The 26508-nt window shown below is 71.8% G+C and carries 27 protein-coding genes and 1 riboswitch; of the genes, 13 read left to right on the top strand and 14 right to left on the bottom strand.

Annotated elements, in window-relative coordinates:
* Positions 1–120 precede the first annotated feature (120 nt).
* Genes OG624_RS12500 through OG624_RS12510 form a run of 3 tightly spaced genes read right to left on the bottom strand, consistent with a single transcriptional unit; the run spans position 121 to position 3720 of the window.
* Positions 121–753, bottom strand: coding sequence for a TetR/AcrR family transcriptional regulator (locus tag OG624_RS12500; protein ID WP_033221781.1), 633 nt, complete (start codon positions 751–753; stop codon positions 121–123).
* A gap of 29 nt (positions 754–782) precedes the next feature.
* Positions 783–2879 carry a YhgE/Pip family protein gene (locus OG624_RS12505; RefSeq protein ID WP_371587624.1) on the bottom strand — a complete coding sequence of 699 codons (2097 nt, stop codon included), beginning with the start codon at positions 2877–2879 and terminating at the stop codon, positions 783–785.
* A complete protein-coding gene (locus OG624_RS12510) occupies positions 2851–3720 on the bottom strand; it encodes an ATP-binding cassette domain-containing protein (RefSeq protein ID WP_033221783.1) in 870 nt (289 codons plus the stop codon). The genes OG624_RS12505 and OG624_RS12510 overlap by 29 nt, the downstream gene beginning before the upstream one ends.
* 180 nt (positions 3721–3900) lie before the next feature.
* Between OG624_RS12510 and OG624_RS12515 the strand changes: the two genes are divergently transcribed.
* From OG624_RS12515 to OG624_RS12535, 5 genes are all read left to right on the top strand, one after another.
* Entirely contained in the window at positions 3901–4395 is a 495-nt protein-coding gene (locus tag OG624_RS12515) for an SAV_6107 family HEPN domain-containing protein (protein WP_202506784.1), read from the top strand.
* Between the two features lie 73 nt (positions 4396–4468).
* On the top strand, positions 4469–5227 hold the full coding sequence (locus OG624_RS12520; protein WP_371639419.1) for a class I SAM-dependent methyltransferase: 759 nt from the start codon (positions 4469–4471) through the stop codon (positions 5225–5227).
* Positions 5228–5520: 293 nt separating this feature from the next.
* Entirely contained in the window at positions 5521–5922 is a 402-nt protein-coding gene (locus OG624_RS12525; RefSeq protein WP_033221787.1) for a DUF3040 domain-containing protein, read from the top strand.
* Between the two features lie 82 nt (positions 5923–6004).
* Positions 6005–6631 carry a DUF4126 domain-containing protein gene (locus OG624_RS12530; protein ID WP_033221789.1) on the top strand — a complete coding sequence of 209 codons (627 nt, stop codon included), beginning with the start codon at positions 6005–6007 and terminating at the stop codon, positions 6629–6631.
* Between the two features lie 37 nt (positions 6632–6668).
* Entirely contained in the window at positions 6669–8087 is a 1419-nt protein-coding gene (locus tag OG624_RS12535; protein WP_266441044.1) for a phytoene desaturase family protein, read from the top strand.
* Positions 8088–8103: 16 nt separating this feature from the next.
* On the opposite strand, the gene OG624_RS12540 is transcribed toward OG624_RS12535, so the two are convergent.
* The 5 genes from OG624_RS12540 to OG624_RS12560 all read right to left on the bottom strand — a co-directional run bounded on the left by OG624_RS12540 (position 8104) and on the right by OG624_RS12560 (position 12575).
* Positions 8104–8985: a hypothetical protein gene (locus OG624_RS12540; protein ID WP_033221793.1), complete on the bottom strand. Its 882-nt coding sequence runs from the start codon at positions 8983–8985 to the stop codon at positions 8104–8106.
* 49 nt (positions 8986–9034) lie between these two features.
* The gene (gene metF / locus OG624_RS12545) at positions 9035–9949 is read right to left on the bottom strand and encodes a methylenetetrahydrofolate reductase [NAD(P)H] (RefSeq protein WP_033221795.1); all 915 of its coding nucleotides are present in this window, start codon (positions 9947–9949) and stop codon (positions 9035–9037) included.
* Positions 9950–10091: 142 nt separating this feature from the next.
* Complete coding sequence (gene thiE, locus OG624_RS12550) at positions 10092–10727, bottom strand: thiamine phosphate synthase (RefSeq protein WP_033221797.1); 636 nt, start codon at positions 10725–10727, stop codon at positions 10092–10094.
* 91 nt (positions 10728–10818) lie between these two features.
* Positions 10819–11184 carry an Rv2175c family DNA-binding protein gene (locus OG624_RS12555; protein ID WP_033221798.1) on the bottom strand — a complete coding sequence of 122 codons (366 nt, stop codon included), beginning with the start codon at positions 11182–11184 and terminating at the stop codon, positions 10819–10821.
* A gap of 170 nt (positions 11185–11354) precedes the next feature.
* Positions 11355–12575 carry an NAD(P)/FAD-dependent oxidoreductase gene (locus OG624_RS12560; RefSeq protein ID WP_371587625.1) on the bottom strand — a complete coding sequence of 407 codons (1221 nt, stop codon included), beginning with the start codon at positions 12573–12575 and terminating at the stop codon, positions 11355–11357.
* A gap of 81 nt (positions 12576–12656) precedes the next feature.
* Positions 12657–12768: riboswitch (TPP riboswitch) on the top strand.
* Here OG624_RS12560 and thiO point away from each other — a divergent pair.
* The 6 genes from thiO (at position 12766) to OG624_RS12590 (ending at position 18576) form a co-directional block, all read left to right on the top strand.
* Positions 12766–13947 (top strand): glycine oxidase ThiO, encoded by a 1182-nt coding sequence (thiO, locus tag OG624_RS12565; RefSeq protein WP_033221802.1) that lies wholly within the window; start codon positions 12766–12768, stop codon positions 13945–13947. (Overlaps the previous riboswitch by 3 nt.)
* Positions 13944–14144: a sulfur carrier protein ThiS gene (gene thiS / locus OG624_RS12570; RefSeq protein WP_033221807.1), complete on the top strand. Its 201-nt coding sequence runs from the start codon at positions 13944–13946 to the stop codon at positions 14142–14144. Before thiO ends, thiS begins: the two co-directional genes overlap by 4 nt.
* Before the next feature lie 5 nt (positions 14145–14149).
* The gene (locus OG624_RS12575) at positions 14150–14944 is read left to right on the top strand and encodes a thiazole synthase (protein ID WP_033221809.1); all 795 of its coding nucleotides are present in this window, start codon (positions 14150–14152) and stop codon (positions 14942–14944) included.
* A 223-nt stretch (positions 14945–15167) separates the two neighbouring features.
* On the top strand, positions 15168–17090 hold the full coding sequence (gene pknB / locus OG624_RS12580) for a Stk1 family PASTA domain-containing Ser/Thr kinase (RefSeq protein ID WP_371587626.1): 1923 nt from the start codon (positions 15168–15170) through the stop codon (positions 17088–17090).
* A gap of 9 nt (positions 17091–17099) precedes the next feature.
* Positions 17100–17957, top strand: a complete 858-nt coding sequence (locus OG624_RS12585; protein WP_371587627.1) for a deoxyribonuclease IV — start codon at positions 17100–17102, stop codon at positions 17955–17957.
* 94 nt (positions 17958–18051) lie between these two features.
* A complete protein-coding gene (locus OG624_RS12590; RefSeq protein ID WP_371587628.1) occupies positions 18052–18576 on the top strand; it encodes a DUF4396 domain-containing protein in 525 nt (174 codons plus the stop codon).
* Positions 18577–18613: 37 nt separating this feature from the next.
* On the opposite strand, the gene OG624_RS12595 is transcribed toward OG624_RS12590, so the two are convergent.
* On the bottom strand, positions 18614–19246 hold the full coding sequence (locus OG624_RS12595; protein ID WP_161292339.1) for a sulfite oxidase-like oxidoreductase: 633 nt from the start codon (positions 19244–19246) through the stop codon (positions 18614–18616).
* A 173-nt stretch (positions 19247–19419) separates the two neighbouring features.
* Here OG624_RS12595 and bfr point away from each other — a divergent pair, with 173 nt between their 5' ends.
* A complete protein-coding gene (gene bfr, locus OG624_RS12600) occupies positions 19420–19896 on the top strand; it encodes a bacterioferritin (RefSeq protein ID WP_030731234.1) in 477 nt (158 codons plus the stop codon).
* A gap of 28 nt (positions 19897–19924) precedes the next feature.
* Here bfr and OG624_RS12605 read toward each other — a convergent pair whose 3' ends face one another.
* Positions 19925–20191, bottom strand: coding sequence for a (2Fe-2S)-binding protein (locus tag OG624_RS12605; RefSeq protein WP_208869370.1), 267 nt, complete (start codon positions 20189–20191; stop codon positions 19925–19927).
* A 165-nt stretch (positions 20192–20356) separates the two neighbouring features.
* Positions 20357–21712, bottom strand: coding sequence for a class II 3-deoxy-7-phosphoheptulonate synthase (locus OG624_RS12610; protein ID WP_030010523.1), 1356 nt, complete (start codon positions 21710–21712; stop codon positions 20357–20359).
* A gap of 340 nt (positions 21713–22052) precedes the next feature.
* Between OG624_RS12610 and OG624_RS12615 the strand changes: the two genes are divergently transcribed.
* On the top strand, positions 22053–23954 hold the full coding sequence (locus tag OG624_RS12615) for an anthranilate synthase family protein (protein WP_371639420.1): 1902 nt from the start codon (positions 22053–22055) through the stop codon (positions 23952–23954).
* Positions 23955–23991: 37 nt separating this feature from the next.
* Here the strand turns inward: OG624_RS12615 and OG624_RS12620 are convergent, their stop codons facing one another.
* From OG624_RS12620 to OG624_RS12630, 3 genes are all read right to left on the bottom strand, one after another.
* Positions 23992–24288, bottom strand: a complete 297-nt coding sequence (locus OG624_RS12620) for a hypothetical protein (RefSeq protein ID WP_158711871.1) — start codon at positions 24286–24288, stop codon at positions 23992–23994.
* Between the two features lie 79 nt (positions 24289–24367).
* Positions 24368–25363: a 2-hydroxyacid dehydrogenase gene (locus OG624_RS12625; protein ID WP_033221826.1), complete on the bottom strand. Its 996-nt coding sequence runs from the start codon at positions 25361–25363 to the stop codon at positions 24368–24370.
* A 66-nt stretch (positions 25364–25429) separates the two neighbouring features.
* Positions 25430–26458, bottom strand: a complete 1029-nt coding sequence (locus OG624_RS12630) for a 6-phosphofructokinase (RefSeq protein WP_033221827.1) — start codon at positions 26456–26458, stop codon at positions 25430–25432.
* Between the last annotated feature and the right edge of the window lie 50 nt (positions 26459–26508).

Below are 26508 nucleotides of genomic sequence, written 5' to 3' on the forward strand. Positions count from 1 at the left end.
GTACGTACTCATTTCCGCGCCTAGGTACGGATACTCAGCCGTCGCGGCCGGCCCCACCAGTTCTACGGGCCGGCGCGCCCCCGCGGCACCGCCGACTGGGGGGTGGTGGCGCGCCGGTGGTCAGCGGTTGCCGCTGACCCGGCCCCGCAGCAGCAGCGACAGCGCCGAGTGCACGTCGTCCAGGGACCGCTCGCTCTGGAAGGACTGCCAGTCCAGGGCGGCGACCAGCACCATCCCGACCATCGCGGCCGCTGTGAGCGGCACATCGATCTCGGCGCTCAACTCACCGCGTTCGACGCCTTCGCGCAGCACCTTCTCCACGACGGCCACCGCTTCCTGCCGGACCACCATGAGGGTGGACTGCCACGCGCGGTTGGTGCGCCACAGTTCGGCGACGTACAGCTGGGTGAAGGCCGGGTACCGGTCGATGAAGACGAGTCCGGCCCGGATCATCGCGTCGAGCGCCTCGACCCGGCTGCCGCCTCGGGCCTCCGTCTCCTCGGCGGCCGTCCGCAGGGAGACCGTCAGCAGGCCGACGCCGTGCCGCAGCAGCTCCTCGAAGAGCTCGTTCTTGCTCGCGAAGTTGTAGTAGACGGTGCCCTTCGCGACGCCTGCCCGCTCGGCGATCTCATCGACCGTGGTCGCGGAGAAGCCCTTCTCGGCGATCAGGGTGACGGCCGCTTCGTAGAGCTTCTGCCGCGTGATCGCACGACGGCCCCCGCCGGTGCCCGTACCGGTGCTGCTGCTTTCCATGGCGCTGATTGTCACAGGTCAACACGTCCCTACAGGCTCAGTTCCGGGTGCAGTCGGTCCATGGTCCACACCTGCTTGCCGCGGGCGGCGAGCGCGGTGAGGGCCAGGGCGCCGGCAGTGAAGGCCAGCAGGACCGCGCCACCCTGCCAGACCGGGGCGAGGTCGCCGCCGGTGATGAGGCGGCGCAGGCTCTCGACGATGTACGACATGGGCAGGTACGGGTGGATCCAGTTGAAGAAGTCCGGGCTGGTCTGGACGGGGTAGGTGCCGCCCGCCGAGGTCAGCTGGAGCATCAGGACGGCCAGCACCAGGATGCGGCCGGCGGCGCCGAACTTGGCGTTGAGCCACTGGACGATCGCGGCGAAGCAGGCGGTGACCAGCATCAGGAAGCCGATGGTGAGGGCCGGGTGGGCCATCTTCAGGCCGAGGCCGGGCGCCCAGTGCAGTACGGACATCAGCAGGGCCACCTGCGCCGCGCCGAGGCCCGCCACGGGAAGCCAGCCGGCGAGCGCGACCCGCCAGGGCGAGGCGCCGGCGGCCAGGGCCCGCCGGTTCAGCGGGGCGATCAGCATGTAGGCGACCATCGCGCCGACCCAGAGGGAGAGCGGGATGAAGTAGGGGGCGAAGCCGGTGCCGTAGTTGGGCGCCTTGTGCAGGGACTGGTTGGCGAGCTGGACCGGGTCGGCCATGACCTGGGTGCGCTCGTCGCGCTGCTGCTGGTCGTAGTCGGGGATCTTGCCGGCGCCGTCGTGCAGGCCGCCGGCGAGTTCGCCGGTGCCGTCGACGAGCTTGTACATGCCGCCGTCGAGCCGGTGGGCGCCGTCGCCGAGCTTGCCGACGCCGTCGGCGAGGGCGCCGGAGCCGGTGGTGGCGGTGCCGAGGCCGGTGTGGAGCTGGGCCATGCCGGCGGAGACCTTGTGGGCTCCGCTGTTGAGGGCGTTGACCTTGGCGACGGCCGCGTCGAGGTCGCCCGCGAGCTGGGGAGCCTTGTCGACGAGCTCGCGGGCCTTCTTCTCCAGGTCGGTGAGCTGGGTGCGGAGCTTGCCGACGTCCCCGTTCGTGTTCTTGACCAGGGCGTTGACGTCCCCGCTGAGTTCGGCGGCCTCGGCCGCGCTGTCCCTGACCTTCTTCAGGTCGGGGCAGGAGGCCAGGTGCGGTTCGGCGCCGGGGGTGACGCAGTGCTTGGTGTAGTACGCGTCCGCGCCGGTCGCGGCCTTCTTCGCGGCGGCCGCGGCGGCCGGGGCCTTCTCCGCGAAGGTGCCGAGGTGGTTGTTGACCACCTTCGCGCTGTCGGCGACGAGTTCGGCGGTGTCGGCGAGGTTCTTGGGGTCCTTGACGAAGGGGCGGGCCTTGTCAGCGGCCCCGTTGACCTTGTCGGCCAGCGCCTGGGTGCCGTCCGCGACGTCCTTGGAGCCGGTCTCCAGCTTGCCGGCCGCCGTGTTCAGCTTCCGCAGACCGGTGTTGAGTTCGCCGGACTTCTCCTGCGCCGTGTCGAGGCCGTCGGCGAGTTCCTTGGCGCCTTCCTGCGCCTGGCCCGCGCCGTCCTTGAGCTTGTCGGCGCCGTCGGCCGCCTCGGCGGTCTTGTCGTGCAGGTCGGAGAAGTTGACGAAGATCTTGTCGAGGAACTTGCGGGAGGCGTTGGTGGACGCCGCGGAGCGGACCTCGGCGAAGACGGAGCGCGAGATCGAGCCGACGATGTAGTTGTTGGCGTCGTTCGTGCGGACCTGGAGGGCCCCGGTGGTGGGGTCGTCGCCGGAGCTGGAGGCGATCTTCGCGCTGAAGTCGGCGGGCATGGTCAGGGTCAGGTAGTACGTACCGTTCTCCAGGCCCTCGGCCGCCTCCTTCGCGCTCACGTCGTGCCACTCGAAGGACTTCTTGCTGTCGTGCAGCTTCTTGGCGATCTCGGCGCCGGCGTCGAAGCTCTCGCCGCCGACGGTCGCGCCCTTGTCGGCGTTGACGATGGCGACGGGCACCTTGTCGAGGCGGCTGTACGGGTCCCAGAAGGACCACAGGTACAGGGCCCCGTAGAGCAGTGGCAGCAGGAGCAGCGCGACGAGAGCGGCCCGGGGCAGCTTCCCCCGCCCGAACCGCTTCAGCTCAAGCGCGGCCAGCTTCGGCGAGCGCATCGTCCGCCCCCTTCGTGTCGTCGTTCTCGGTCTTCGTGTCGGTCTTCGTGTCGGTGCCGGATCCCTCGTCGGGCTCCGCGTCCGCGTCGCTCTCCACGACGGCGGGCGTGTCCGACGCGTCCGGTGCCTCCGGTGCGTCCGGCTCCTTGGGGGAGGTCCGCAGGACGATCGCGTCGGCGGGTGCCTCGCTGCACACCGCGAGGACGGTGATCCCGCGGGCGGCGACCGAGCGGAGCAGGTCCCAGGCCTCGACGCGTTCGGTGTCCGACAGCTTGAGGTCGAGGTCGTCGAGGGCGAGCAGGGCCGGGGAGCCCAGCAGCGCGATGGCGACGGACAGCCGTACGGCCTCCAGGCGTTCCAGGTCCCGTACGGAGGTCCGCTCGCCCTTGGGCAGCGCGGCGAGGTCCAGTCCGGCGGCCTCCAGGGCGGCGGCGATCCGTGCCTCGGCGGCGGCCCGGCGCTCGGCCCGGGGCCGGAGCATGGCGCGGACCGGAGCGCCGTAGTGGCGCTGGAGCAGGGCGCCCTCGCGCAGCTGTTCCGCGACGGTGAGGGCCTGGTCGAGGTCGTTGACCCCGGAGACCGGGCCGAGTGCGGCGATCCGGCGGACCGCCGTCATCCGCTTCGGCAGGTGGTGGCCGCCGACCTCGGCGTGGCCCCGGGTGGGCTTCATCCTCCCGGTGAGGGCGAGGAGCAGGCAGGTCCGACCACTGCCGGAGGGGCCTTCGACCGCGATGAGCGAGCCGGGCGCCGCGTCGATGCCGACTCCCTGGAAGGCCCAGCCGCGCGGGCCCTTGAGTCCGAAGTCCTCGGCCTTGACGGCCGCGCCGTGCGGGCTGTCCACGCCGTCCCCCTTCTTTTTGAACTGACCGGTCAGTTCAAAAACTAGCATCCTTCTTCGCACCAGGTGCGCAGGAGGGGGCAGTTGCCCGGTTCGTGACCGTAAAAGCCCAGGTCAGCGCAATTGTCAGTGGTGCCCGTCACGATGGTGGTAACGCATCGACAGATCGACAGGAGGTTCGTCATGGCCACACCGTCCCCGTCCCCTGTCCACCCCGTCCTTCGGAAGTCGACCGCTCCTCCGGCCGCCCTCGACCTGCTCGCCAAGGCCCACAGCGGCCTGGCCGAGGCCGCCCGGCTGACCCGCCCCAACGAGCGGTACGCGACCGCCCACCTCGCCGCGCTGCGCACCGCCGCGGCCGTGCTCGCCGCGCGCGCCCGGCCCGAACCCGTGAACCCGCGGCGCCGGCCCCGGATCCGCAGCGCGTGGGAGGTGTTGCCGGAGATAGCCCCGGAGCTGGCCGAGTGGAGTGCGCTCTTCGCCTCCGGCGCCGCGCGCCGGGCCAGGGCCGAAGCGGGGATAGCGGACGCGGCGAGCCCCCGGGACGCGGACGATCTGGTGCGGGCGGCGTCGATGTTCCTTCGCCTGGTGGAACGGATGCTCACCCTCCGGACGCCGCCCCAGCCCCTGGGACAGACCCTGCCGCAACCACGCCCGGAGCATCCGGACGCGGGATGAGCTGCCCGGCGGCGGAAGGCAATAGGGTGGGCCAGGACCGCTCACCCTTTACCGCGCCGAGGAGCCATCAGCCGTGTCGGACACTTCCCGCCCCCGTGCCTCCCTCCGCACCGCCGTGGTGTGGGAGGTCCTCAAGGAGGCACTCGACCGCCGGGTGAAGGCGACCGGGCGGGATGTGCTGGACGTGCTCGACACCGGTGGCGGCACCGGTAAGTTCGCCGTGCCGGTGGCCCGCCTGGGCCACCGGGTCACCGTGGTCGACCCCAGTCCGAACGCGCTGTTCGGGCTGGAGCGCCGGGTGGCCGAGGCCGGTGTCGCCGACCTCGTGCGCGGTGTCCAGGGAGACGCCCAAGGCCTGTTGGACGTCGTCGAGCGGGACGCCTACGACGTGGTGCTCTGCCACGGCGTGCTGGAGTACGTGGACAACCCCGCCGAGGGCGTGGCGAACACGGTGGCCGCGCTGCGCGTCGACGGCACGCTCAGCCTGCTGGCCGCCGGCCTCGGCGGGGCCGTGCTGGCGCGCGCGCTGGCCGGGCACTTCACGGAGGCCCGTACCGCCCTGACCGATCCGGCCGGCCGCTGGGGCTCCGGCGACCCGGTACCGCGCCGCTTCACCGCCGAGCAGCTCTCCGAGCTGGTCGGCGGGGCCGGCCTCGCGGTCGGCGCGGTGCACGGCGTGCGGATCTTCGCCGACCTCGTGCCCGGGGTCCTGGTGGACACCGAGCCCGGCGCCGTGGAGGCGCTGCTGCGTCTGGAGGAGGCCGCCGCCGAGCTGCCCGCCTTCCACGCGGTCGCCACCCAGCTGCACGTCCTGGGCGAGAAGCGAGCCTGAACTGCGACCTTCCGCGGGCGGAGTCGGCCACACACCCTCCGATCCGCCGGTCGGCCCCGTATGATCAGGTGCAGGACCGGCATGGTGGACGGACCATTGGGGAATAAGGGCCTCAGTGACAGCCCCCACGGCGGTACGGTTTTCACGCAGCGCTTTCATCGGCTGCGTCATTTCTGGGTCGTGTCCTTTTGGAACGCGGCGCAGAGGGCGGGTGTCACGGGGGCGATTCCCCGCCTATCCTGAAGGGGACCCCTGGTCGCCACCCCCGCGACCGACGGATGAGGAGGACTCCCGTGCCGCTCTCGGAGCACGAGCAGCGAATGCTCGAGCAGATGGAGCGAGCGCTGTACGCCGAAGATCCCAAGTTCGCGACAGCGCTTGAGGGAAGCGGACTGCGTACGTACACCCGGCGACGGGTCTACCAAGCAGTCGCAGGCATTGTGGTGGGTATCGCGCTCCTCATGACCGGTGTGATCATTCCGAACGTGCTCTGGATCAGCGTGGTGGGTTTCCTCGTCATGCTGGGATGTACGGTCCTGGTGGTCACCGGTTGGCGCAAGGCACCCAAGCCTGGCGAGCAGCCCGTCTCCGGAAGTACCGGCGGTCCGGCCCGTGGCCGGAGCCGGCAGCGTCGGTCGATGATGACCCGGATCGAGGAACGGTGGCAGCGCCGCCGTGACGAGCAGGGGCACTAGCCCCCGACAACGTGGGTGAGGGGATGGCCGCCGTGCGGCCGTCCCCTCACTTTTCTGCGTTCCCGTACGGCATGATGATCCGATGAGTGTGCTCCCTCTGGTCTTCACCAGCGGCTGGGCCAGTGGGATCAACGCTTACGCCGTGGTCCTCCTGCTCGGCATCTTCGGCCGCACCGGCCTGACCGACGACGTCCCCGCCTCCCTGCAGCGCACGGACGTGCTGATCGTCGCGGCGGTGCTGTTCCTGTGCGAGGCGATCGCCGACAAGGTCCCGTACATGGACTCGATATGGGACACCGTCCACACGGTGATCCGCCCCGTGTCCGGTGCGGTGATCGGTGCGCTGCTGGCGGGGCAGACCGGTTCGCTCCCCGAGATCACCGCCGCCGCGGTCGGCGGCTCCACCGCGCTGGCCAGCCATTTCGTCAAGGCCGGCACCCGGATGGCGATCAACACCTCGCCCGAGCCCTTCACCAACGTGGGGATGAGCATCGCCGAGGACCTCGGCGTGGCCGGGCTCGTGACGTTCGCGATGTTCAATCCCGAGGCCGCCGCCGTCATCGCGGCCGTGCTGCTGGCCGCCGGACTGGCGATAGTGATCTTCCTCTGGAGTCGGATCCGCCGCTTCCTGCGGCGCCGTGCGCAGCGCCGCGAGGAGAAGCGGCTGGCCGCCGAGGTCCGCGAGACCACCGGAGCCCCACCCCGCTGACCACAGGGCCACCACCTGGGTCGATAGGCTCGGCCGCATGGCACGAATTGCGGTGATCGGCGCCGGGATGGGCGCGATGGCGACGGCGGCCCGGCTGGCCGTGGCGGGGCACCGGGTGACGGTGTACGAACGCGGGACGACCTACGGCGGTGCCGTGGGCCGGTACGAGCGCGAGGGCTTCGCCTTCGACACCGGGCCCGGGCTGCTGCACCTGCCGGCCGTCTACCGCGATCTTTTCGTGAAGACCGGCAAGCGCCCGCTGGAGACCTGCGTCGACATGGTCCAGGTGAACCCGGCCGTCCGGCACGTCCTCCCCCACCACGACATCGACGTCACCCTCCCCGGCGCCTCCCACGGCGGTGTCGCCACCGCCCTGGAATCCGCCTTCGGCCCGGGCGCGGGCGAGCGCTGGAACGCCGTCCTGGGCCGTGCCCGCGACGCCTGGGACGCCACCCGGCGCCCGCTGCTGGAGGAGCCGCTGCGGCCCGGCGCCCGCCGGAGCCTGGGCGAGGACCCGTACCCGGCCCTGCGCCGGAGCGGCCTGCTGCGCCGCCGCCCGCCGACCCTCGCCGAGGTGGCCGACCGGGAGCTGGGCGGCGCCCTCGCGGAGCTGCTGACCGGCGTCGTGCGCGGGTACGGGATCGACCCCGCCACCGCGCCCGCCTCGGCGACCGTGCTCCCGTACATGGAGCAGACCTTCGGCAGCTGGTACGTGCGCGGCGGGATGCGGGCCCTGGCCACCGCCGTGTACGAGCGCTGCCTGGAGCGCAAGGTCGCCTTCGTCTTCGGGGCGGAGGTCCGGGAGGTCCTGGTCGCGGACGGCCGGGCGGCCGGTGTGCGGCTGGCCGACGGCCGTGAGGAGGCCGCCGACACCGTGGTGTGCGGGATCGACCCCCGGCAGCTGCCGGCCGGTACGCCGCCGTGGCCGTCGGACGCGGTTCCCGCTCGTGGGGACGGCGTACCGGGGCGGATCACGCTGCTGCTCGCGCTGCGCGGCGCACGCCCCGCCACGGCCGTGCACCGGACGATCGTCCACGCTCCCGGGACCCAGGTCACCGTCCTGCGCCCGGACGACCCTTCCACGCGGCCCGACGAGGAGCACGAGGCGGTCACCGTGAGCGCCGTACCCGGCCCCGGCACCTCGGAGCCCACCGAGCTGCTGAACCTCGCGGAGAAGGCCGTACAGGGCCTGCGGGAGCGGCTGTTGTGGCACGAGGTGCGTACCCCGGCCGACATCGAGGCGGCGACCGGTGCGCCGGGCGGCGCGGTGCCCCCGCCCGCCCTCGCGGGGGCCGGGGGCCGACTGCTGCAGCCGGCCAACACCACGGCCCTGCCCGGGCTGTACCTGGCGGGCGGCTGGGCCCATCCCGGCGGCGGGCTGGCGCACGCCGGGATGACCGGGGCCCTGGTGGCCGGACTGATCGTGGAGGGCGCGGAGTTCCGCGGCTCCCAGTGACCGGCGCCGGGGGTCGTCAGTAGCGGTACTGCTCGTACCCGCCCTGCTGGGGGTACGGGTACTGCTGCGGCTGCTCGCCCTGGTCCTCCATCGGGTAGGCCTGGCCGGCCCCGTCGGTGGACCGCTGCTGCGGGACCCAGACCCCGCCGGGCGGGGTGTCCGTGGAGTACTGCTGCTGCCCGTAGTCGGCGTACGGGGTGTAGTCGTACGGCTGGGGCGGTACGACGCCTCCGCCGGTGCCGATGTACGGGTCCGAGTAGGCGGCGTAGACCTGCTGCTGGTCGCCCGTCGGGTAGCCGCCCGAGTAGTCGTAGCCGCCCTGGTTCTGCTGGTCGTAGTACGCCGCGTACTGGTGGGCGTCCTGCTCGGCCGTGGTGAAGGGCGAGGCGAAGGCCGCGGTCCGGTCGACCGGGGGCGCGAAACTCTGTATCCCGTAGGACCCGGTGTCCTCGGGAACCGGCTCCGTGCTGTAGACGGGCGGGGGCGCGTCCCGGAACGACCGCTCCTCGGCGGCCCCGTCCCGGTCCTCGGATCCGGACCCGTCGGTGTCCTCGTACTGCAGCGCGGTGACCTGGAGGGCCGGCTCCGACGGGGTGCCGGAGGCCCGACGGCGTCGCGTCTGCTGCTGCCGCACGGGCTCACCGCCGCGGCGCAGCGCCCAACCGGCGACGAAGCCCTTGCGGAAGGACAGCGTCACCAGGGTCTGGCCCACGGCGAACGCCAACGCGCCGGCGCCGATCACCGGCACCGACGGCAGGATCACGCCGGCGACCACGCCGAGGAAGCCGGCGAAGGCGAGCAGGCGCCAGCGGAGCCGGGCCTTGTACTGCATCAGGACCTCGGCAAGCAGCCACAGCGCGACGAATCCGAACGCGATGTAGAGGACCGTCATTCCCATGCATGGCCCCTCTCGGTACGGCCGCCGGCGCGGGAACGGGGACGGCCGCTCAGGCCCGCTGGTGCAGGCCCAGGTTCTCGTAGATTTCGAGAGTCGCCGTGGAATTGTTGAGCGTGATGAAGTGCAGCCCCGGGACACCCTCGGACAGCAGCCGCGCGCAGAACTCCGTGGCGAACTCGATGCCAATGGAGCGTACAGCGGCCGGGTCGTCCTTGACGGCGAGCATGCGCTCTTTCACGTCCGCGGGGAAGACCGCGGTGCTCAGCTGGGGCAGTCGGTCGAGCTGCTTGATGCCCACAACAGGCATGACCTCGGGGATGATCGGGGTGTCGCAGCCCGCCTTCTCGACGCTGTCGCGCAGCCGCAGATAATTCTCGGGATCGAAGAACATCTGGGTGATCGCATAGTCGGCGCCGGCACGGCACTTGTCCACGAAGTGCCGGATGTCCGTATCCCAGTCCGTCGATCGGGGGTGCATCTCGGGGAAGGCCGCGACACCGACGCAGAAGTCCCCGGACTCCTTGAGCAGCCGCACCAGGTCGGCGGCGTAGTGCACGCCCTCGGGGTGGGACACCCACTCGGCCATCGGGTCGCCCGGCGGGTCACCGCGCAGGGCGAGCATGTTGCGGATCCCGGCGTCGGCGAACTGGCCGATGACGTGGCGCAGCTCGGCGATGGAGTGGTCCACGGCGGTCAGGTGCGCGACGGGCGTGAGGGTGGTGTCCGCGGCGATCTCCTGGGTGGCCTTGACGGTGCCACCGCGGGTGGAGCCGCCGGCTCCGTAGGTCACGGACACGAAACTGGGAGATACCGCCTCGACCCGGCGCAGGGCGTTCCAAAGGTTGCGTTCGCCCTTCTCCGTCTTCGGGGCCCAGAACTCGAAGGAGTACGAGCGCCCGGACGCGAGGAGGTCGCGGACCGTGTGTGCACGATCCGACCAGGTGGAAGCGGTACCAGAGGCCATGGGGGCAGGTTAGACGTGGCCCGGCGGACACCGAAGCCTTGTCCGCCTTTTGGACACGTTTTTGGACACCTGCGGGGCCCGCTCTGGCCGGAAGGCGTCCGTACGGGGGACCGCGACCGCCCGTCGTCCGGGCGGACGGGGCTCAGCCGAGGCGGGCCCGGACCCGCTTGGCGAGCTCGGCGGCGGCCGCGCCGGGGTCGGTGGCCTCGGTGAGGGCGCGGACGACCACGATGCGGGTGGCGCCGGCGTCCAGTACCTCGTCGAGGTTCGATCCGTCGATGCCGCCGATGGCGAACCAGGGGCGGTCCGTCTCCAGGGAGGCCGCGTACCGGACGAGGTCCAGGCCCGGGGCGTGGCGGCCGGGCTTGGTGGGGGTGGGCCAGCAGGGGCCGGTGCAGAAGTAGTCCACGCCGGCTTCGGCGACGGCCGCGTCGACCTCGTCCTCGGCGTGGCAGGACCGGCCGATCAGGACCCGCCGGTCGAGGATGGCGCGGGCGGCGGGGACGGGGATGTCGCCCTGGCCGAGGTGCAGGACGTCGGAGCCGATGGCGTGGGCGACGTCGGCGCGGTCGTTCACGGCGAGGAGCTTGCCGTGGCGGCGGGCGGCCTCGGCGAAGACCTGGAGGTGTTCGAGCTCCTCCCCCGCCTCCATGCCCTTGTCGCGGAGCTGGACGATGTCCACGCCCGAGGAGAGCACGGCGTCGAGGAACTCGGGGAGGTCACCCTGGCGCTTGCGGGCGTCCGTGCAGAGGTAGAGCCGGGCGTCGGACAGCTGCATGGGTGTACCCCCCGTGGTGGATGCGGTGTACGGACCGGGGCCGCGGCCGCGGGCCCGGTCCGTACACCGCTGTGGAGCGAATGCGATCAGGTCAGAGGGCGAGCGCCTGAGCGCGGCGCTTCACCTCCGTGCCGCGATTCTCGCTCAGCGCCTGCACGGGGGTGCCGGGCAGGGTCGGATCCGCGGTGAAGAGCCATTCCAGGATCTCCTCCTCGGTGAAGCGGTCGTCGCGCAGCACGGTCAGCAGACCGACGAGGCCCTTGACGACCTTGTCACCGTCGATGAAGGGGGCCGGCACCTGCAGGGAGCGGTTCTCGCCCCGGCGGACGGCGATGAGCTGCCCTTCCTTGACCATCTGGCGGACCCGGGTCACCTCGATGTTCAGCATCTCCGCGATGTCGGGGAGGTACAGCCATGAGGGGACAAGGGCATCGATCTTTGCGTCAATCTCGGTCACAGGCACAAGCCTGCCATCTCGGATCCGCCGCCGGTACCTGAGCGACCCCGTCCGGGTCGCGACCGTACGGGGGCTCCGCCAGGACCGGGTCCGGGCAGAGCCCGGGAAACGGAGGAAGGGCGGGGCGGGGACGGGCTCCGCGCAGCGGCATCCGCACCCCGCCCGGGCCGTCAGGTCGTGGCCGACTTCAGCGGGGTCCCGGGGTCGGAGACCTTGGCGGGGTCGACGGCCGCCGCCGTCTCGATCAGGCGGCGGCCCTGGGCCAGATCACGCGGACGGCCCACCGCCAGGACGGCGACCAGCGCGCCGTCGCGCAGCCAGCACGCCGACCAGGTGGGACCGGCCGGGTCCCCGCGCAGGAGCAGGGTGTCGGCCCCGCCGTGGTGCCCGGCGTATTGGACGAAGCGGCCGAACTGCTCCGACCAGAAGTACGGCACCGGGTCGTAGACCTGGGCCGGCCCCCCGGCCAGGATGTTCGCCGCGACCGCCCGGGGCCCCTGCAGGGCGTTGTCCCAGTGGTGCACGAGCAGCCGCGTCCCGTACCGCCCCGAGGGGAAGGAGGCGCAGTCGCCGACCGCGTACACCCCGGGCAGCGAGGTCCGCAGGTACGCGTCCGCGGTGACCGATCCGTCCGGGCCGCGCTCCACACCGGTCCCGTCCAGCCATCCGGTGGCGGGGCGGGCGCCGATACCCACCACCACCGCGCCGGCGGGCAGGGCCCGGCCGTCCGCCAGCAGCACCCGCCCCTCCTCGATCCCGGCCACCTTCACCCCGGTGATCAGCTCCGCGCCCGCCTCCTGGTACCAGCGCGCCATCGGCTCGGTGACCTCGGCGGGCAGCGCCCCCGCCAGGACCCGCTCCGCCGCCTCGACCACGGTGACCTCGCAGCCCGCCTCCCGGGCGGCGGTGGCGAACTCGGCGCCGATCCAACCCGCCCCGACGACCACGGCCCGGGGAGAGGCGGCCAGCACGGGGCGCAGCCGGGCGGCGTCGTCCAGCGTGCGCAGCAGGTGCACGCCCGGAACGCCCTCGGTGCCGGGGATGGTCAGCGGCTGCGCGCCGGTCGCCAGGACGAGCGTCCCGTACGGGACCGGTCCCGCCTCGGTGTCCAGCTCGTGGACGGCGGCGCGCAGTCCGGTCACCTCGACGCCGAGCCTGAGGTCGATGTCGAGGCCTTCGAAGTCCACGTCGAAGGCGGAGTCCTCGGCCTTGCCGAGGAGTACCGCCTTGGACAGCGGGGGGCGGTCGTAGGGCTGGTGGGGTTCGGCTCCCAGCAGGGTCACGGGGCCGGTGAAGCCCTGCTCGCGCAGGGCCACGGCGGTCTGCACCCCGGCCATTCCGGCGCCGACGATCACGACGCCGCGCTGATTCTGTTCCGTCTGCTCGCTCACGCCGCCACCCTAATCATCTGACGCTCCGTCAGGAATAGGTGCCGCCTTACCCGCCATCCACGGCCGGGTTAGTCTGGCCACCGTACCTATCGCGGGAGTCCGGCGCACCGGGCTGAGAGGGAGGCTGGCCGGCCTCCGACCGTACGAACCTGATCCGGGTCATGCCGGCGAAGGGAGGGGCTGGACGCCCATGCACTCATCTCGGAAGGGTTCCGCCACGGGATCCGACGTCCTCGTCATCGGGGGCGGAATCATCGGCCTGGTCACCGCCTGGCGGGCCGCCGCGCGCGGACTGCGCACCGTACTCGCCGACCCCGCACCCGGCGGCGGCGCCGCCCAGGTCGCAGCCGGCATGCTCGCCCCCGTCACCGAACTGCACTACGGCGAGGAAGCCCTGCTCGGCCTCGGCCTCGCCTCCGCCGCACGCTATCCGCAGTTCGCCGCCGAACTCGCCGAGGCGAGCGGCGGCCTGGACATCGGCTACCGCGCCTGCGGCACCCTCGCCGTCGCCCTCGACGCCGACGACCGCCTCCACCTGCGCGAACTGCACGCCCTGCAGCGCCGCTGCGGCCTGGAGTCCGAGTGGCTCACCGGCCGCGAGTGCCGCCGCCTGGAGCCCATGCTCGCCCCGGGCGTACGCGGCGGGCTGCGCGTCGACGGTGACCACCAGGTCGACCCCCGCCGCCTCGCGGCCGCCCTGCTGGCCGCCTGCGAACGCATCGGCGTGACCATCCACCGCACGGCCGCGCAGCGACTGCTCACCACCACCGACCGGGCGACCGGAGCCCTCCTCGACGACGGTACGGAGCTGCTCGCCGACCAGGTGGTCCTCGCCGCGGGCTCGTTCACAGGCCGGCTGGCCGGCGTACCGCCCGAGGTCGTGGCCCCCGTACGGCCGGTCAAGGGCCAGGTCCTGCGGCTCACGGTGCCGGCCGCCTACGCGCCGTTCCTGTCGCGGACCGTACGGGCCGTCGTCCGCGGCAGCCACGTCTACCTGGTGCCGCGCGAGAACGGCGAACTCGTCGTCGGCGCCACCAGCGAGGAACTCGGCTGGGACACCACCGTCACCGCGGGCGGGGTCTACGAACTCCTGCGCGACGCCCACGAACTGGTCCCCGGCATCACCGAACTCCCGCTCACCGAGACCCGGGCGGGACTGCGCCCCGGGTCCCCCGACAACGCCCCGCTGCTTGGCCCGACCGACCTGCCGGGCCTGCACCTGGCCACCGGGCACTACCGCAACGGGGTGCTGCTGACCCCGCTCACCGGCGAGGTCCTCGCCGAGCTGCTGGCCACCGGCGAACTACCGGAGATCGCGCGCCCCTTCACCCCCCGCCGGTTCTCCGCCGAACGTCAGGAGTCGTACGCATGACCATCTCCGTGAACGGCGAACCGCGCGAGGTCGCGACCGGCGCCACCCTCGACACGGTGGTCGCCACCCTGACCACCGCCCCCTCCGGCGTCGCCGCCGCACTCAACGAGACCGTGGTCCCGCGCGGGCAGTGGCCCGCCACCGTCGTCGGCGAAGGCGACCGGGTCGAGATCCTCACCGCGGTACAGGGGGGCTGACCGACATGGCGGACGACCTCTTCACCCTCGGCGGCCGGACCTTCACCTCCCGCCTGATCATGGGCACGGGCGGGGCCCCGAGCCTGGACATCCTGGAACGCGCCCTCGTCGCCTCCGGCACCGAACTCACCACGGTCGCGATGCGGCGGCTGGACCCCACGGTCCAGGGCTCCGTCCTGTCCGTGCTGACCAAGCTCGGCATCTCGGTCCTCCCCAACACGGCGGGCTGCTTCACGGCGGGCGAGGCCGTCCTCACGGCCCGGCTGGCCCGGGAGGCGCTCGGCACGGACTGGATCAAGCTGGAGGTGGTCGCGGACGAACGGACCCTCCTGCCCGACGGCGTCGAGCTGCTGGACGCCGCCGAGATCCTCGTCGACGAGGGCTTCACGGTGCTCCCGTACACCAACGACGACCCGGTGCTCGCGCGGAAGCTGGAGGACGTGGGCTGCGCGGCGATCATGCCGCTCGGATCCCCCATCGGATCCGGCATGGGCATCCGCAACCCGCACAACTTCGAGCTGATCACGGAACGCGCGTCGGTCCCGGTCATCCTGGACGCGGGCGCGGGCACGGCGTCCGACGCGGCCCTGGCGATGGAACTGGGCTGCGCGGCGGTGATGCTGGCCTCGGCGGTGACCCGCGCACAGGAACCGGTCCTCATGGCGTCGGCCATGCGGGACGCCGTCTCGGCGGGCCGCCTCGCCTTCCGCGCGGGCCGCATCCCCCAACGCCGCTTCGCGGAACCCTCCTCCCCCACACAGGGCCGCGCCACCCTGGACCCGGAACGCCCGGCGTTCTGAGAACGCGGGGCGGGGGGCTTCGGGGAGCGGGAGCCCCCCACCGGCCGACCCTGGTCGAGCGGGAGCCGCCGTCCCCGCCCCCGCCCCACCCGCCTGATACCGCCCGAGTGGCTCCCGCTTGCCGAAGCCACCGGCCCCGCTCACCGGAGCCCCCGCGTCACAGGTGCGCTGCAAGGCGACCCGCCCAGGACGGGGGTCGGGTGGCGGCTCGTAGAATCGCCGGGTGGATACGACCCTGGATGACCCCCTCGTCGGGCGCGTGCTCGACGGCCGCTACCGCATCGACGCCCGCATCGCGGCCGGCGGCATGGCCACGGTCTACCGGGCCGTCGACACCCGCCTCGACCGGATCCTCGCCCTGAAGGTGATGCACCCGGCGCTCGCCGCCGACGCCGCCTTCGTCGACCGGTTCATCCGCGAGGCGAAGTCCGTGGCCCGGCTCGCGCACCCGAACGTGGTCGCCGTCTTCGACCAGGGCACGGACGGTCCGTACGTGTACCTGGCCATGGAGTACGTCTCCGGCTGCACCCTGCGCGACGTGCTCCGCGAGCGCGGCGCGCTCCAGCCCCGGGCCGCCCTCGACATCCTCGAACCGGTGCTCGCCGCCCTCGGCGCCGCCCATCGGGCCGGCTTCGTCCACCGCGACATGAAGCCCGAGAACGTGCTGATCGGGGACGACGGCCGGGTGAAGGTGGCCGACTTCGGGCTGGTCCGATCGGTCGACTCGGTGACCAACACCACGGGCTCCCTCCTCGGGACGGTCTCCTACCTGGCCCCCGAGCAGATCGAGAACGGCGTCACCGACACCCGCGTGGACGTCTACGCCTGCGGTGTCGTCCTGTACGAGATGCTCACCGGCTCCAAGCCCCACCTCGGCGGAACCGCCGCGCAGGTGCTCTACCAGCACCTGCACGAGGACGTCCCGCCCCCGTCGGCCGTGGTCCCGGGGCTCGCCGTCGGGCTCGACGAGCTGGTCGCGCAGGCCGCCGCCCGCAATCCCGATCTGCGTCCCTACGACGCGGCCGCCCTGCTCGGCCTCGCCCGTGAGGCCCGCGCGCAGCTCAGCGACGCCGAGCTGGACGCCGTACCGCCGCAGGCGCACGCCGAGGAGCGCTCGTCCGCCGAGGACCGTACGGGGGTGATCCCGCGCCCGGTGGTCGCGCAGCAGCCCGTGCAGCACACCTCCCGCCTGGAGATGCCGTCCGCCCCGCCCGCCCCGCCCTCGCACCGCCCCGCCGGGGACACCGCGCGGCGGCGGCCCCCGCGTGGGGTGCTGCTCGTCGTCGCGGGCGTGCTGCTCGCGCTCGGGCTCGGGGCCGGCGTCTGGTACATCAACTCCGGGCAGTTCACGAAGGTCCCCAACCTGCTCGGCAAGACCGAGGCGCAGGCCCGCGCCCAGCTGTCCTCGGCCGGGCTCGGGGTGAAGGGGGTGGACCGGAAGTTCAGTGACGCCTTCGACCGTGGGACGGTGATGAACACCGATCCCCCGGGCGGTCGGCGGATCCGCGGCAACGGCGCGGTGACCATCACCATCTCCCGTGGTCCCGAGGTCGTGGCCGTGCCCAACCTGAAGGGCCGGCCGCTGGAGGAGGCGAAGGCCGAGCTGACGCGGTCCGGGCTGGCGCCCGGCATGGTGACGCAGGCCTTCAGCCAGGACATCGCCCAGGGTTCGGTGATCAGCACGAATCCGACGGGCGGCGAGAAGCGGGCACCCGACACGGCGGTCTCGCTCGTCGTCAGCAAGGGCCGCCCGGTGCCGGTCCCGAGCGTGACCGGACTGCCCGTCGACCAGGCGACGGCGGCCCTGGAGGCCCAGGGCCTCAAGGTCGCGACGGCTCCCGAGCAGGTCAACGCCCCCTTCGCGGCCGGTACGGTCGCCAACCAGTCGATCGGCGCCGGTACGCAGGCCGCGGCCGGGGACACGGTCACGCTGACCGTGTCCAAGGGCCCTCGGCAGGTTCCGGTCCCGAACGTGACCGGTCAGGACCTGGACGCCGCCCGCAAGGCGCTGGAGGCGGCGGGCTTCAAGGTGAAGGTCGATCGGCCGCTGATCTCCTTCAGCAACACGATCGACACCCAGTCGGTGCCGGCCGGGCAGAACGCCCCCGAGGGCAGCACGATCACGATCAAGACCAAGGGGCTGTAAGCCGTAGTGATGCGCAATCCAGTGGGCGGGCACGTCCCCGTGGCCGGGGGGCTCGCCTCGGTCGGCCTGACCTACGCCCGGGAGATGGGGGCGGAGGCCGTCCAGGTCTTCGTCGCCAATCCGCGCGGCTGGGCCACTCCGGTCGGCAATCCGGCGCAGGACGAACGGTTCCGGGCGGAGTGCGCGGCCGGGTCGATCCCGGCGTACGTGCACGCCCCGTACCTGATCAACTTCGGCTCGCACACCGAGGCGACCGTGGAGAAGTCGGTGGAGTCGCTGCGCCACTCGCTGCGCCGCGGCCGGGAGATCGGCGCGCTCGGGGTGGTCGTGCACACCGGGTCGGCGACCGGGGGTCGCCCGCGTGAGGTGGCGTACGCGCAGGTCAGGGAGTACATGCTGCCGCTGCTGGACGAGCTGACGCATGACGACGACCCGTTCCTGCTGCTGGAGTCCACGGCCGGGCAGGGCTTCTCGCTGTGCTCGCTCGCCGAGGACTTCGGCCCGTATTTCGAGGCGCTCGACCATCACCCGAAGCTGGGGATCTGCCTGGACACCTGCCACATCTTCGCGGCCGGCCACGATCTGGCGGAGCCGGGCGGGTCGAAGGTGATGTTGGACCTGCTCGTGGACACGGTGGGCGAGGGCCGGTTGAAGCTGGTCCACGCGAACGACTCCAAGGAGGGCGTCGGCGCCCACAAGGATCGGCACGCCAACATCGGCCAGGGTCACATCGGCCGGGAGGCCTTCGCCGAGCTGATCTCGCACCCCGCGATGGACGGCGTACCGCTGATCACCGAGACGCCCGGCGGCAAGGAAGGGCATGCGGCGGACGTGGCGCTGCTGAAGGAGCTGCGCGGCTGGCAGTGATCCACCGACCCCTTGAGGGAATACCCCAGGGGGGTATACGGTTCCGACATGTCGACGGGGCCGCTACCCGGCGATCCCACGAGGGGTTGTTGTCATGGAGCACATGCACGAGAGCCACGCAGGACATGAGGGCCACGAAGGCCACGAGAACCACCACGAGCACGCGCACGGTGTCGGCGGCTCCGTCAGTTGGGGCACGGCCGCCCGGGCGACCCTGCACTGCCTCACCGGATGCGCCATCGGCGAGGTGCTCGGCATGATCATCGGCACCGCGCTCGGCTGGGGGAACGTGCAGACGATGATCCTGGCGATCGTCCTCGCGTTCTTCTTCGGCTACGCCCTCACCCTGCGCGGGGTCCTCGCCGCCGGCGTCGACCTCCGTACGGCCATCCGGGTGGCGCTGGCCGCGGACACTCTTTCGATCGCCGTCATGGAGTTGATCGACAACGGGGTGATCGCCCTGTGGCCGGGCGCGATGGACGCGCACCTGTCGGAGCCGCTGTTCTGGATCGTCCTGGCGATCGCGCTGGCGGCCGCGTTCGTGATCACGACCCCGGTCAACAAGTGGATGATCGGCCGCGGCAAGGGTCACGCGGTCGTGCACCGGTACCACCACTGAGCGAGCGCCGCCGGGCGCGGGGGCGCCGCTCCGCCCCCTACAGTTCGGGGCCCTCCCCGGGCTCCTCCTGGTACGAGTAGCGCTGCTCGCGCCACGGGTCGCCGATGTTGTGGTAGCCGCGCTCCTCCCAGAAGCCGCGGCGGTCGGCGGTCATGTACTCGATGCCGCGGACCCACTTGGGGCCCTTCCAGGCGTACAGGTGCGGGACCACCAGCCGTACCGGGAACCCGTGCTCGGCGGTGAGCAGTTCACCGCCCTGGTGGGTGGCGAAGACGGTGCGGTCGGAGGCGAAGTCGGCCAGCCGCAGGTTCGAGCTGAAGCCGTACTCGGCCCACACCATCACGTGCGTGACCTGGGGTGCGGGGGGCGCCAGGGCGAGGACCTCGCGGGCGAGCACACCGCCCCATTCGGCGCCCTGCATGCTGAACTTCGTGACGCAGTGCAGATCGGCCACGACGGAGTCGAACGGCAGGGCCGTGAACTCCTCGTGGTTCCAGCAGTGCTTGTCCCCGTCGGCCGTCGCGCCGAAGACGCGGAACTCCCAGCGGTCCGGCTTGAACTTGGGTACGGGCCCGTAGTGGGTGACCGGCCAGCCCCTCTGCAGCCGCTGCCCCGGTGGAAGCTCCAGCTGCTCTGCTCCCGGAGATTCCCGGCTTTCCGGCTGACCCATGACTCCATGGTGACAGACTGGGCAGGGTGGTCATGACCAGGTCTGGGCCGATTCGGGCAAGTCACGGTAACTCCCACTAAGGAGGCACTTACTGGACGGTCACCGGTGGCGGTGCAAGGATGCGCGCAACTGCCCCGTCACATAGCTGACATTGCCTGGAAGGAGCCTCTGCGATGCAGGGCGACCCCGAGGTCCTTGAGTTTCTGAACGAGCAGCTGACCGGCGAGCTGACGGCCATCAACCAGTACTGGCTGCACTACCGCATCCAGGACAACAAGGGCTGGACCAAGCTCGCCAAGTACACGCGTGAAGAGTCCATCGACGAGATGAAGCACGCGGACAAGATCACCGAGCGCATTCTGATGCTCGACGGTCTGCCGAACTACCAGCGCCTCTTCCACGTGCGCGTCGGGCAGACGCTCACGGAGATGTTCCAGGCGGACCGCCAGGTCGAGGTCGAGGCCATCGACCGGCTCAAGCGGGGTATCGAGGTCATGCGCGGCAAGGGTGACATCACCTCGGCCCGGCTCTTCGAGGAGATCCTGGAGGACGAGGAGCACCACATCGACTACCTCGACACCCAGCTGGAGCTCATCGAGTCCTTGGGCGAGCCGCTGTACATCTCGCAGCTGATCGAGCAGCCGAGCTGACCTGGTTCCAGGCCGCTCCGAACCGGCTCTAGGCCGCTTCCGCCAGCTCCGCCGAACGGGTCGTACCCGGCTCCGCGGCGAGCACGGCAGCCGTCTGACCCTTCTCCAGCAGCTCCCGGCGGGGGCACGCCCCACGGCCGAGGATGCCCTGGATGGTGCGCACGCACGATCCGCAGTCGGTGCCGGCCTTGGTGGCCGAGGCGATCTGGCGCGGGGTGCAGGCCCCGGCGGCCGCGTGCTCCTTGACCTGCTTGTCGGTGACACCGAAGCAAGAGCAGACGTACACGCGGTTCACCTCCCTGGGCGGAATGGTTCTGCGGTTCAGCGAGCCATCCCCATTTCGGTGAGGCTTACCTAACCGTACCCAAAGTTAGGGTGGCCTAAAAGCCCCCTGTACGACGATGGGGCGCGGATCACATCGATCCGCGCCCCATCGTCGTACGAAGGTACTGATTGATCCTTACTGGTCGCGGTACATCTCGGCGACCAGGAACGCCAGGTCCAGGGACTGGCTGCGGTTGAGCCGCGGGTCGCAGGCCGTCTCGTAGCGCTGGTGCAGGTCGTCGACGAAGATCTCGTCGCCGCCGCCCACGCACTCGGTGACGTCGTCACCGGTGAGCTCGACGTGGATGCCGCCCGGGTGGGTGCCCAGCGCCTTGTGGACCTCGAAGAAGCCCTTGACCTCGTCGAGCACGTCGTCGAAACGGCGCGTCTTGTGGCCGGAGGCCGCCTCGAAGGTGTTGCCGTGCATCGGGTCGGTGACCCAGGCGACGATCGCGCCGGAGGCCGTGACCTTCTCGACCAGCTCGGGGAGCTTGTCGCGGACCTTGTCGGCGCCCATGCGGACGACGAAGGTCAGCCGGCCCGGCTCGCGCTCGGGGTCCAGGCGGTCGATGTACGTCAGCGCCTCGTCCACCGTGGTGGTGGGGCCGAGCTTGATGCCGATCGGGTTGGCGATCTGCGAGCAGAACTCGATGTGCGCGTGGTCCAGCTGGCGGGTGCGCTCACCGATCCAGACCATGTGGCCGGAGGTGTCGTACAGCTTGCCGGTGCGCGAGTCGGTGCGGGTCAGCGCGCCCTCGTAGTCGAGCAGCAGCGCCTCGTGGGAGGCGTAGAACTCGACGGCCTTGAACTCGGCCGGGTCGGTGCCACAGGCCTTCATGAAGTTCAGCGCGTTGTCGATCTCCCGCGCGAGCTGCTCGTAGCGCTGCCCGGACGGGGAGGACTTCACGAAGTCCTGGTTCCAGGCGTGCACCTGGCGCAGGTCGGCGTAACCACCGGTGGTGAAGGCGCGCACCAGGTTGAGCGTCGAGGCGGAGGCGTTGTACATGCGCTTCAGCCGCTCGGGGTCCGGGATCCGGGCCTCTTCGGTGAAGGCGAAGCCGTTGACGGAGTCGCCGCGGTAGGTCGGCAGGGTGACGCCGTCGCGGGTCTCGGTGTCCTTGGAGCGCGGCTTGGAGTACTGGCCGGCGATGCGGCCGACCTTGACGACGGGTACGGAGGCCGCGTACGTCAGGACGGCGCTCATCTGGAGCAGCGTCTTCAGCTTGGCGCGGATGTGGTCGGCGGAGACACCGTCGAAGGCCTCGGCGCAGTCGCCGCCCTGGAGCAGGAACGCCTCGCCCTTGGCGACGGCTCCCAGACGGGCGCGCAGCTGGTCGCACTCACCCGCGAAAACGAGGGGCGGATACGACTCGAGGTCCGCGACGACAGCGCGCAGTGCCTCGGCATCGGGGTACGAAGGCTGCTGCGCCGCGGGAAGGTCTCGCCAGGTCGCCTTGGCGGCGGGGGCTTGGGTTTCAGCGTTCACGGTCACCTCGTACACATTACGGCGTCACACGCCGCGTTCGGCCCCCCGCCCACAACGTGAGACGAACCAGCTCAAAGGTCACGGGCATCCGACGGAACGGAATCCATGGTTCAGCTCACGTCGCGAGACAGATCCTGCCCCGCGGGGGCGGTCTGGGCTAAGGTGCCCAGCATGTACGCGCACTCGAACCAGAACTGGTGGTGGCCCGCTCCCGGCGGCCCACTTCTCGCGCGTACCTGACGACACGCACGACGCGAAGGCCGCCCCGAGGGGCGGCCTTCCGCGTTTTCGACCACGCTGTCGGATCCCAGGGGCCGCTCCTCCCACCGGAAGGACGCTCCGCCCCATGAACCCCAGCCGACCTGACCGCTTGAGTCGACTGCTCGACCCCTCCTGCCCGCCCTTCGCCCTGCTGCGCCGGCGGACGCCCGGCCGCGACCACGACACCGTCGAGGTGCTGATCGGGCAGGTCGGCGAGGTGGAACGGCTCGCCGACCTGCCCGTCGGCGAGCTGCCCTCGCTCGCCCTCGTCCCCTTCCGGCAGATCCGGGAGCGCGGCTTCGACGTGCGCGACGACGGCACGCCGCTGAGCGTGCTGGTCGCCGAGGAGGCGTACGAGATCCCGCTCGCCGAGGCGCTGGCCACACTGCCGAGCCACCCGGTGCGGGTCGACGGCGGCCGTTTCGACGTTCCCGACGAGGAGTACGCGGCCACCGTCCGGCGGGTCGTCGAGGACGAGATCGGCCGCGGCGAGGGCGCGAACTTCGTCATCCGGCGCACCTACGAGGGCCGCATCGACGGTTTCGGCCGGGCCGACGCCCTCGCGCTGTTCCGGCGGCTGCTGGAGGGCGAGCGGGGCGCGTACTGGACGTACGTGGTGCACACCGGGGAGCGGACCCTCGTCGGGGCGAGCCCCGAGGTGCACGTACGGATGTCCGGGCGGACGGTCGTGATGAACCCGATCAGCGGCACGTACCGGTATCCGGCCGGGGGGACGACGGTCGACTCCCTCCTCGCCTTCCTCGGCGACCGCAAGGAGACCGAGGAGCTGTCGATGGTGGTCGACGAGGAACTGAAGATGATGTGCACCGTCGGCGACATGGGCGGGGTCGTCGTCGGACCGCGGCTGAAGGAGATGTCCCACCTCGCGCACACCGAGTACGAGCTGCGCGGCCGGTCCTCGCTGGACGTGCGGGAGGTGCTGCGCGAGACCATGTTCGCGGCGACGGTCACCGGATCTCCCGTGCAGAACGCCTGCCGCGTCATCGAGCGGTACGAGGCGGGCGGGCGCGGCTACTACGCGGGCGCGTTGGCCCTGCTGGGCCAGGACGCCACGGGGGCGCAGACCCTCGACTCCCCCATCCTGATCCGCACCGCCGACATCGCGGCGGACGGCGCGGTGCGGGTGCCGGTGGGCGCGACGCTGGTGCGGCACTCGGATCCAGCGGGCGAGGTGGCGGAGACCCATGCGAAGGCGGCGGGGGTGCTGGCGGCGCTCGGGGTGCGGCCGGCCGCGCCGCGCCCGGCGTCCGTCGAGGGGGACCGGCCGGGGGACGATCCGCGGGTGCGGGCGGCCCTCGCGGCTCGCCGCCGGGACCTGGCGCCGTTCTGGCTCCGGATGCAGGAGCGGCCCGCGGTCCCGACCGGGCACGCGCTGGTGGTGGACGGCGAGGACACCTTCACGGCGATGCTGGCCCACCTGCTACGGGTGGCCGGGCTGGAGGTGACCGTACGCCGCTACGACGATCCGGGGCTGCGGGCCGCGGCCCTGGCCTGGGAGGGCCCGGTGGTCCTGGGCCCCGGTCCGGGCGATCCGGCCGATGCGGCGGACCCCAAGATGCGGATGCTGCGCGCGCTGGCGGCCGAGCTGCTGACCGGGCATCGGCACGGCCTGGTCGGGGTCTGTCTGGGCCATGAGCTGCTGGCGGCCGAGCTGGGCCTCCCGCTGATCCGCAAGGCGGAACCGGCGCAGGGGGCGCAGACCCGGATCGATCTGTTCGGGGCCGAGGAGGTGGTCGGCTTCTACAACACCTACACCGCGCACTGCGACGACGTCCTGGCCGGCCGGCTGGCGAGCCAGGAGGTGGAGGTGGCCCGCGATCCGGCCACGGGCGAGGTGCATGCCCTGCGGTCCCGGGCCGGGGGCTTCGTGGGGGTGCAGTTCCATCCGGAGTCGGTCCTGACCCTGCGGGGCGCGGAGCTGCTGCGCGAGCTGCTGGCGGGGATCCGGGCGGTGTCCCCGGCCTGAGGGGCCGCGCGCCGGACGGGCCGGTCCCCCTGGGCGGTCAGCCCGTCCGGCTCTCGATGCCCGGGGACCCACCACCGGACCGGAGGTGGCGCACCAGCTGCCAGGTCAGGATCGGTCCCATCGCGGTCAGAGCGCACAGGAAGGCGGTGAGGTTGCCGGTCGCCAGCGCCGCCGACACCGCGGCGCCGACCGCGTGATCGGCGAAGGTGAGCCACGGGTCGACCCGCCGGCCCGGCTCGGCGCGGAGGGCGGGCCGCAGGGCCCGGAGGGCGTACACGAGCTGGATGGCGGCGAGGGCCGGCAAGATCCAGCGGAACACGGTAGGGACGTCCACGTGGCCGAATCTAAGGCCCGTCCCGGCCCGCTGGTATGGCCGGGTGTCGAAGTCCGGGTGAACTCCCGGGGCCGGCAGGCTACTGCGGCGGGACGAGGGTGTTCTCGGAACGGCGGCCGGCCAGGTGGTCCGCCACGTTGGCGACGGTGGTGGCGATGATCTCGCCGACCGCGTCCGTCGTGTAGTAGGCCTGGTGGGAGGTCACCAGGACGTTGGGGAAGGTGACCAGCCGGGCCAGGGTGTCGTCCTCGACGGTGTCCAGGGACTTGTCCACGAAGAAGACGCCGGCCTCCGCCTCGTACACGTCCAGGCCGACGCCGGTGAAGCGGCCGGCCCGTAGCTCGTCGACCAGCGCCTCGGTGTCGATCAGTCCGCCGCGGCTGGAGTTGATCAGGATCGCGTCGTCCCGCATCCGGCGGAGCGCGTCCGCGTCGAGGATGCGGCGGGTGGACTCCAGCAGGGGTACGTGCAGGCTGATCAGGTCCGAGGAGGCGAGCAGCTCGTCCTTGTCCACGTAGGTCATGCCGAGTTCCAAGCAGGCCGGGTTCTGCACCACGTCCCAGCCCAGCAGGCGCATGCCGAAGCCGTGCGCGATCCGGGTGAACGCCTCGCCGATCTTTCCGGTGCCGAGCACGCCGACCGTGCGGCCGTGGAAGTCCCGGCCCATCAGCCCGTTCAGCCGGAAGTCGAAGTCCCGGGTCCGGGTCGAGGCCCGGACGATCCGCCGGTTCACGGCCAGGGCGAGGGTCCAGGCGAACTCGGCCACCGAGTGGGGCGAGTAGGCGGAGACCCGGCTGATCGACATGCCGAGGCGCTGTGCCTCGTCCAGGTCGATGTTGTTGAAGCCGGTGGACCGCTGGGCGATCATCTTCGTCCCGCCCGCCGCGAGGACCCGTAGCACCCGGCCGCTCAGGTCGGCGTTCACGCTGGAGGAGACGATCTCGTACCCGGCGGCGATCGGCGCGGTGTCCTCCTCCAGGAAGACTTCGAGGCAGCGGACCTCGTGCGCGCCCGCGAAGGCCTGCTCCAGGAGCGGTTTCTCGTCGGCGGTCACACCGAATGCCAGGATCTCCACGCTTGCTCCCGCACCTCGAACCATGGGCCGTTTGTCACCATACGGCCCATGGTGGCGGGTCGCCGCTCAGCCGAAGAAGACCCCGGCCTCCTGGTAGAGCGCGGGATCCACGGTCTTCAGCTTCGAGGTCGCCTCCGCGATCGGCACCCGGACGATGTCCGTCCCCTTGAGCGCGACCATCTTCCCGAAGTCCCTGTCGCGCACGGCCTCGATGGCGTGCAGCCCGAACCGGGTCGCGAGCCATCGGTCGAAGGCGCTCGGCGTGCCACCGCGCTGGATGTGGCCGAGCACCGTCGTCCGGGCCTCCTTGCCGGTCCGCGCCTCGATCTCCTTGGCCAGCCACTCGCCCACGCCCGACAGTCGGACGTGGCCGAAGGAGTCCAGGGTGCCGTCCTTCAGGACCATCTCCCCGTCCTTGGGCATGGCGCCCTCCGCGACCACCACGATCGGCGCGTAGCTCGCCCGGAACCGGGAGGTCACCCAGGCGCAGACCTCGTCGACGTCGAAGCGCTGCTCGGGGATGAGGATGACGTTGGCGCCGCCGGCGAGTCCCGAGTGCAGGGCGATCCAGCCGGCGTGCCGGCCCATGACCTCGACGACCAGGACCCGCATGTGGGACTCGGCCGTGGTGTGCAGCCGGTCGATGGCCTCGGTCGCGATGCCGACGGCGGTGTCGAAGCCGAAGGTGTAGTCGGTGGCGGACAGGTCGTTGTCGATGGTCTTGGGTACGCCGACGCAGGGGATGCCGTACTCCTCGTACAGCCGGGCGGCGACCCCGAGGGTGTCCTCGCCGCCGATCGCGATGAGCGCGTCCACCTCGTACTTCGCGAGGTTCTCCTTGATGTCCCGCACGCCGTTCTCCGTCTTGAACGGATTGGTGCGCGAGGAGCCGAGGATGGTGCCGCCGCGGGGCAGGATGCCGCGGACGGCGGGGATGTCGAGGGGGACGGTCCGCCCCTCGATCGCGCCCCGCCAGCCGTCCTTGAACCCGACGAACCCGCAGCCGTACTCCTGGTCGCCCTTGCGGACGACGGCCCTGATCACCGCGTTGAGTCCGGGGCAGTCGCCGCCGCCGGTCAGCACTCCGACCTTCATGGATTCTCCAATCGCCATGACGGTCACGCTAGTGGTGACGCAGGTCACAG

Source organism: Streptomyces virginiae, assembly GCF_041432505.1.
GTDB classification, from domain to species: Bacteria; Actinomycetota; Actinomycetes; order Streptomycetales; family Streptomycetaceae; genus Streptomyces; species Streptomyces virginiae_A.

What these genes read in the sequence shown, in the direction of transcription:
- OG624_RS12505 (WP_371587624.1), bottom strand. Translation starts at nt 2,879, where the DNA reads ATGCGCTCGCCGAAGCTGGCCGCGCTTGAGCTGAAGCGGTTCGGGCGG.
- OG624_RS12515 (WP_202506784.1), top strand. Translation starts at nt 3,901, where the DNA reads ATGGCCACACCGTCCCCGTCCCCTGTCCACCCCGTCCTTCGGAAGTCG.
- metF (WP_033221795.1), bottom strand. Translation starts at nt 9,949, where the DNA reads ATGGCCTCTGGTACCGCTTCCACCTGGTCGGATCGTGCACACACGGTC.
- thiS (WP_033221807.1), top strand. Translation starts at nt 13,944, where the DNA reads ATGACCATCTCCGTGAACGGCGAACCGCGCGAGGTCGCGACCGGCGCC.
- thiE (WP_033221797.1), bottom strand. Translation starts at nt 10,727, where the DNA reads ATGCAGCTGTCCGACGCCCGGCTCTACCTCTGCACGGACGCCCGCAAG.
- OG624_RS12615 (WP_371639420.1), top strand. Translation starts at nt 22,053, where the DNA reads ATGAACCCCAGCCGACCTGACCGCTTGAGTCGACTGCTCGACCCCTCC.
- thiO (WP_033221802.1), top strand. Translation starts at nt 12,766, where the DNA reads ATGCACTCATCTCGGAAGGGTTCCGCCACGGGATCCGACGTCCTCGTC.
- OG624_RS12585 (WP_371587627.1), top strand. Translation starts at nt 17,100, where the DNA reads ATGCGCAATCCAGTGGGCGGGCACGTCCCCGTGGCCGGGGGGCTCGCC.
- OG624_RS12630 (WP_033221827.1), bottom strand. Translation starts at nt 26,458, where the DNA reads ATGAAGGTCGGAGTGCTGACCGGCGGCGGCGACTGCCCCGGACTCAAC.
- OG624_RS12575 (WP_033221809.1), top strand. Translation starts at nt 14,150, where the DNA reads ATGGCGGACGACCTCTTCACCCTCGGCGGCCGGACCTTCACCTCCCGC.
- OG624_RS12535 (WP_266441044.1), top strand. Translation starts at nt 6,669, where the DNA reads ATGGCACGAATTGCGGTGATCGGCGCCGGGATGGGCGCGATGGCGACG.
- OG624_RS12530 (WP_033221789.1), top strand. Translation starts at nt 6,005, where the DNA reads ATGAGTGTGCTCCCTCTGGTCTTCACCAGCGGCTGGGCCAGTGGGATC.
- OG624_RS12595 (WP_161292339.1), bottom strand. Translation starts at nt 19,246, where the DNA reads ATGGGTCAGCCGGAAAGCCGGGAATCTCCGGGAGCAGAGCAGCTGGAG.
- OG624_RS12590 (WP_371587628.1), top strand. Translation starts at nt 18,052, where the DNA reads ATGGAGCACATGCACGAGAGCCACGCAGGACATGAGGGCCACGAAGGC.
- OG624_RS12500 (WP_033221781.1), bottom strand. Translation starts at nt 753, where the DNA reads ATGGAAAGCAGCAGCACCGGTACGGGCACCGGCGGGGGCCGTCGTGCG.
- OG624_RS12540 (WP_033221793.1), bottom strand. Translation starts at nt 8,985, where the DNA reads ATGGGAATGACGGTCCTCTACATCGCGTTCGGATTCGTCGCGCTGTGG.
- bfr (WP_030731234.1), top strand. Translation starts at nt 19,420, where the DNA reads ATGCAGGGCGACCCCGAGGTCCTTGAGTTTCTGAACGAGCAGCTGACC.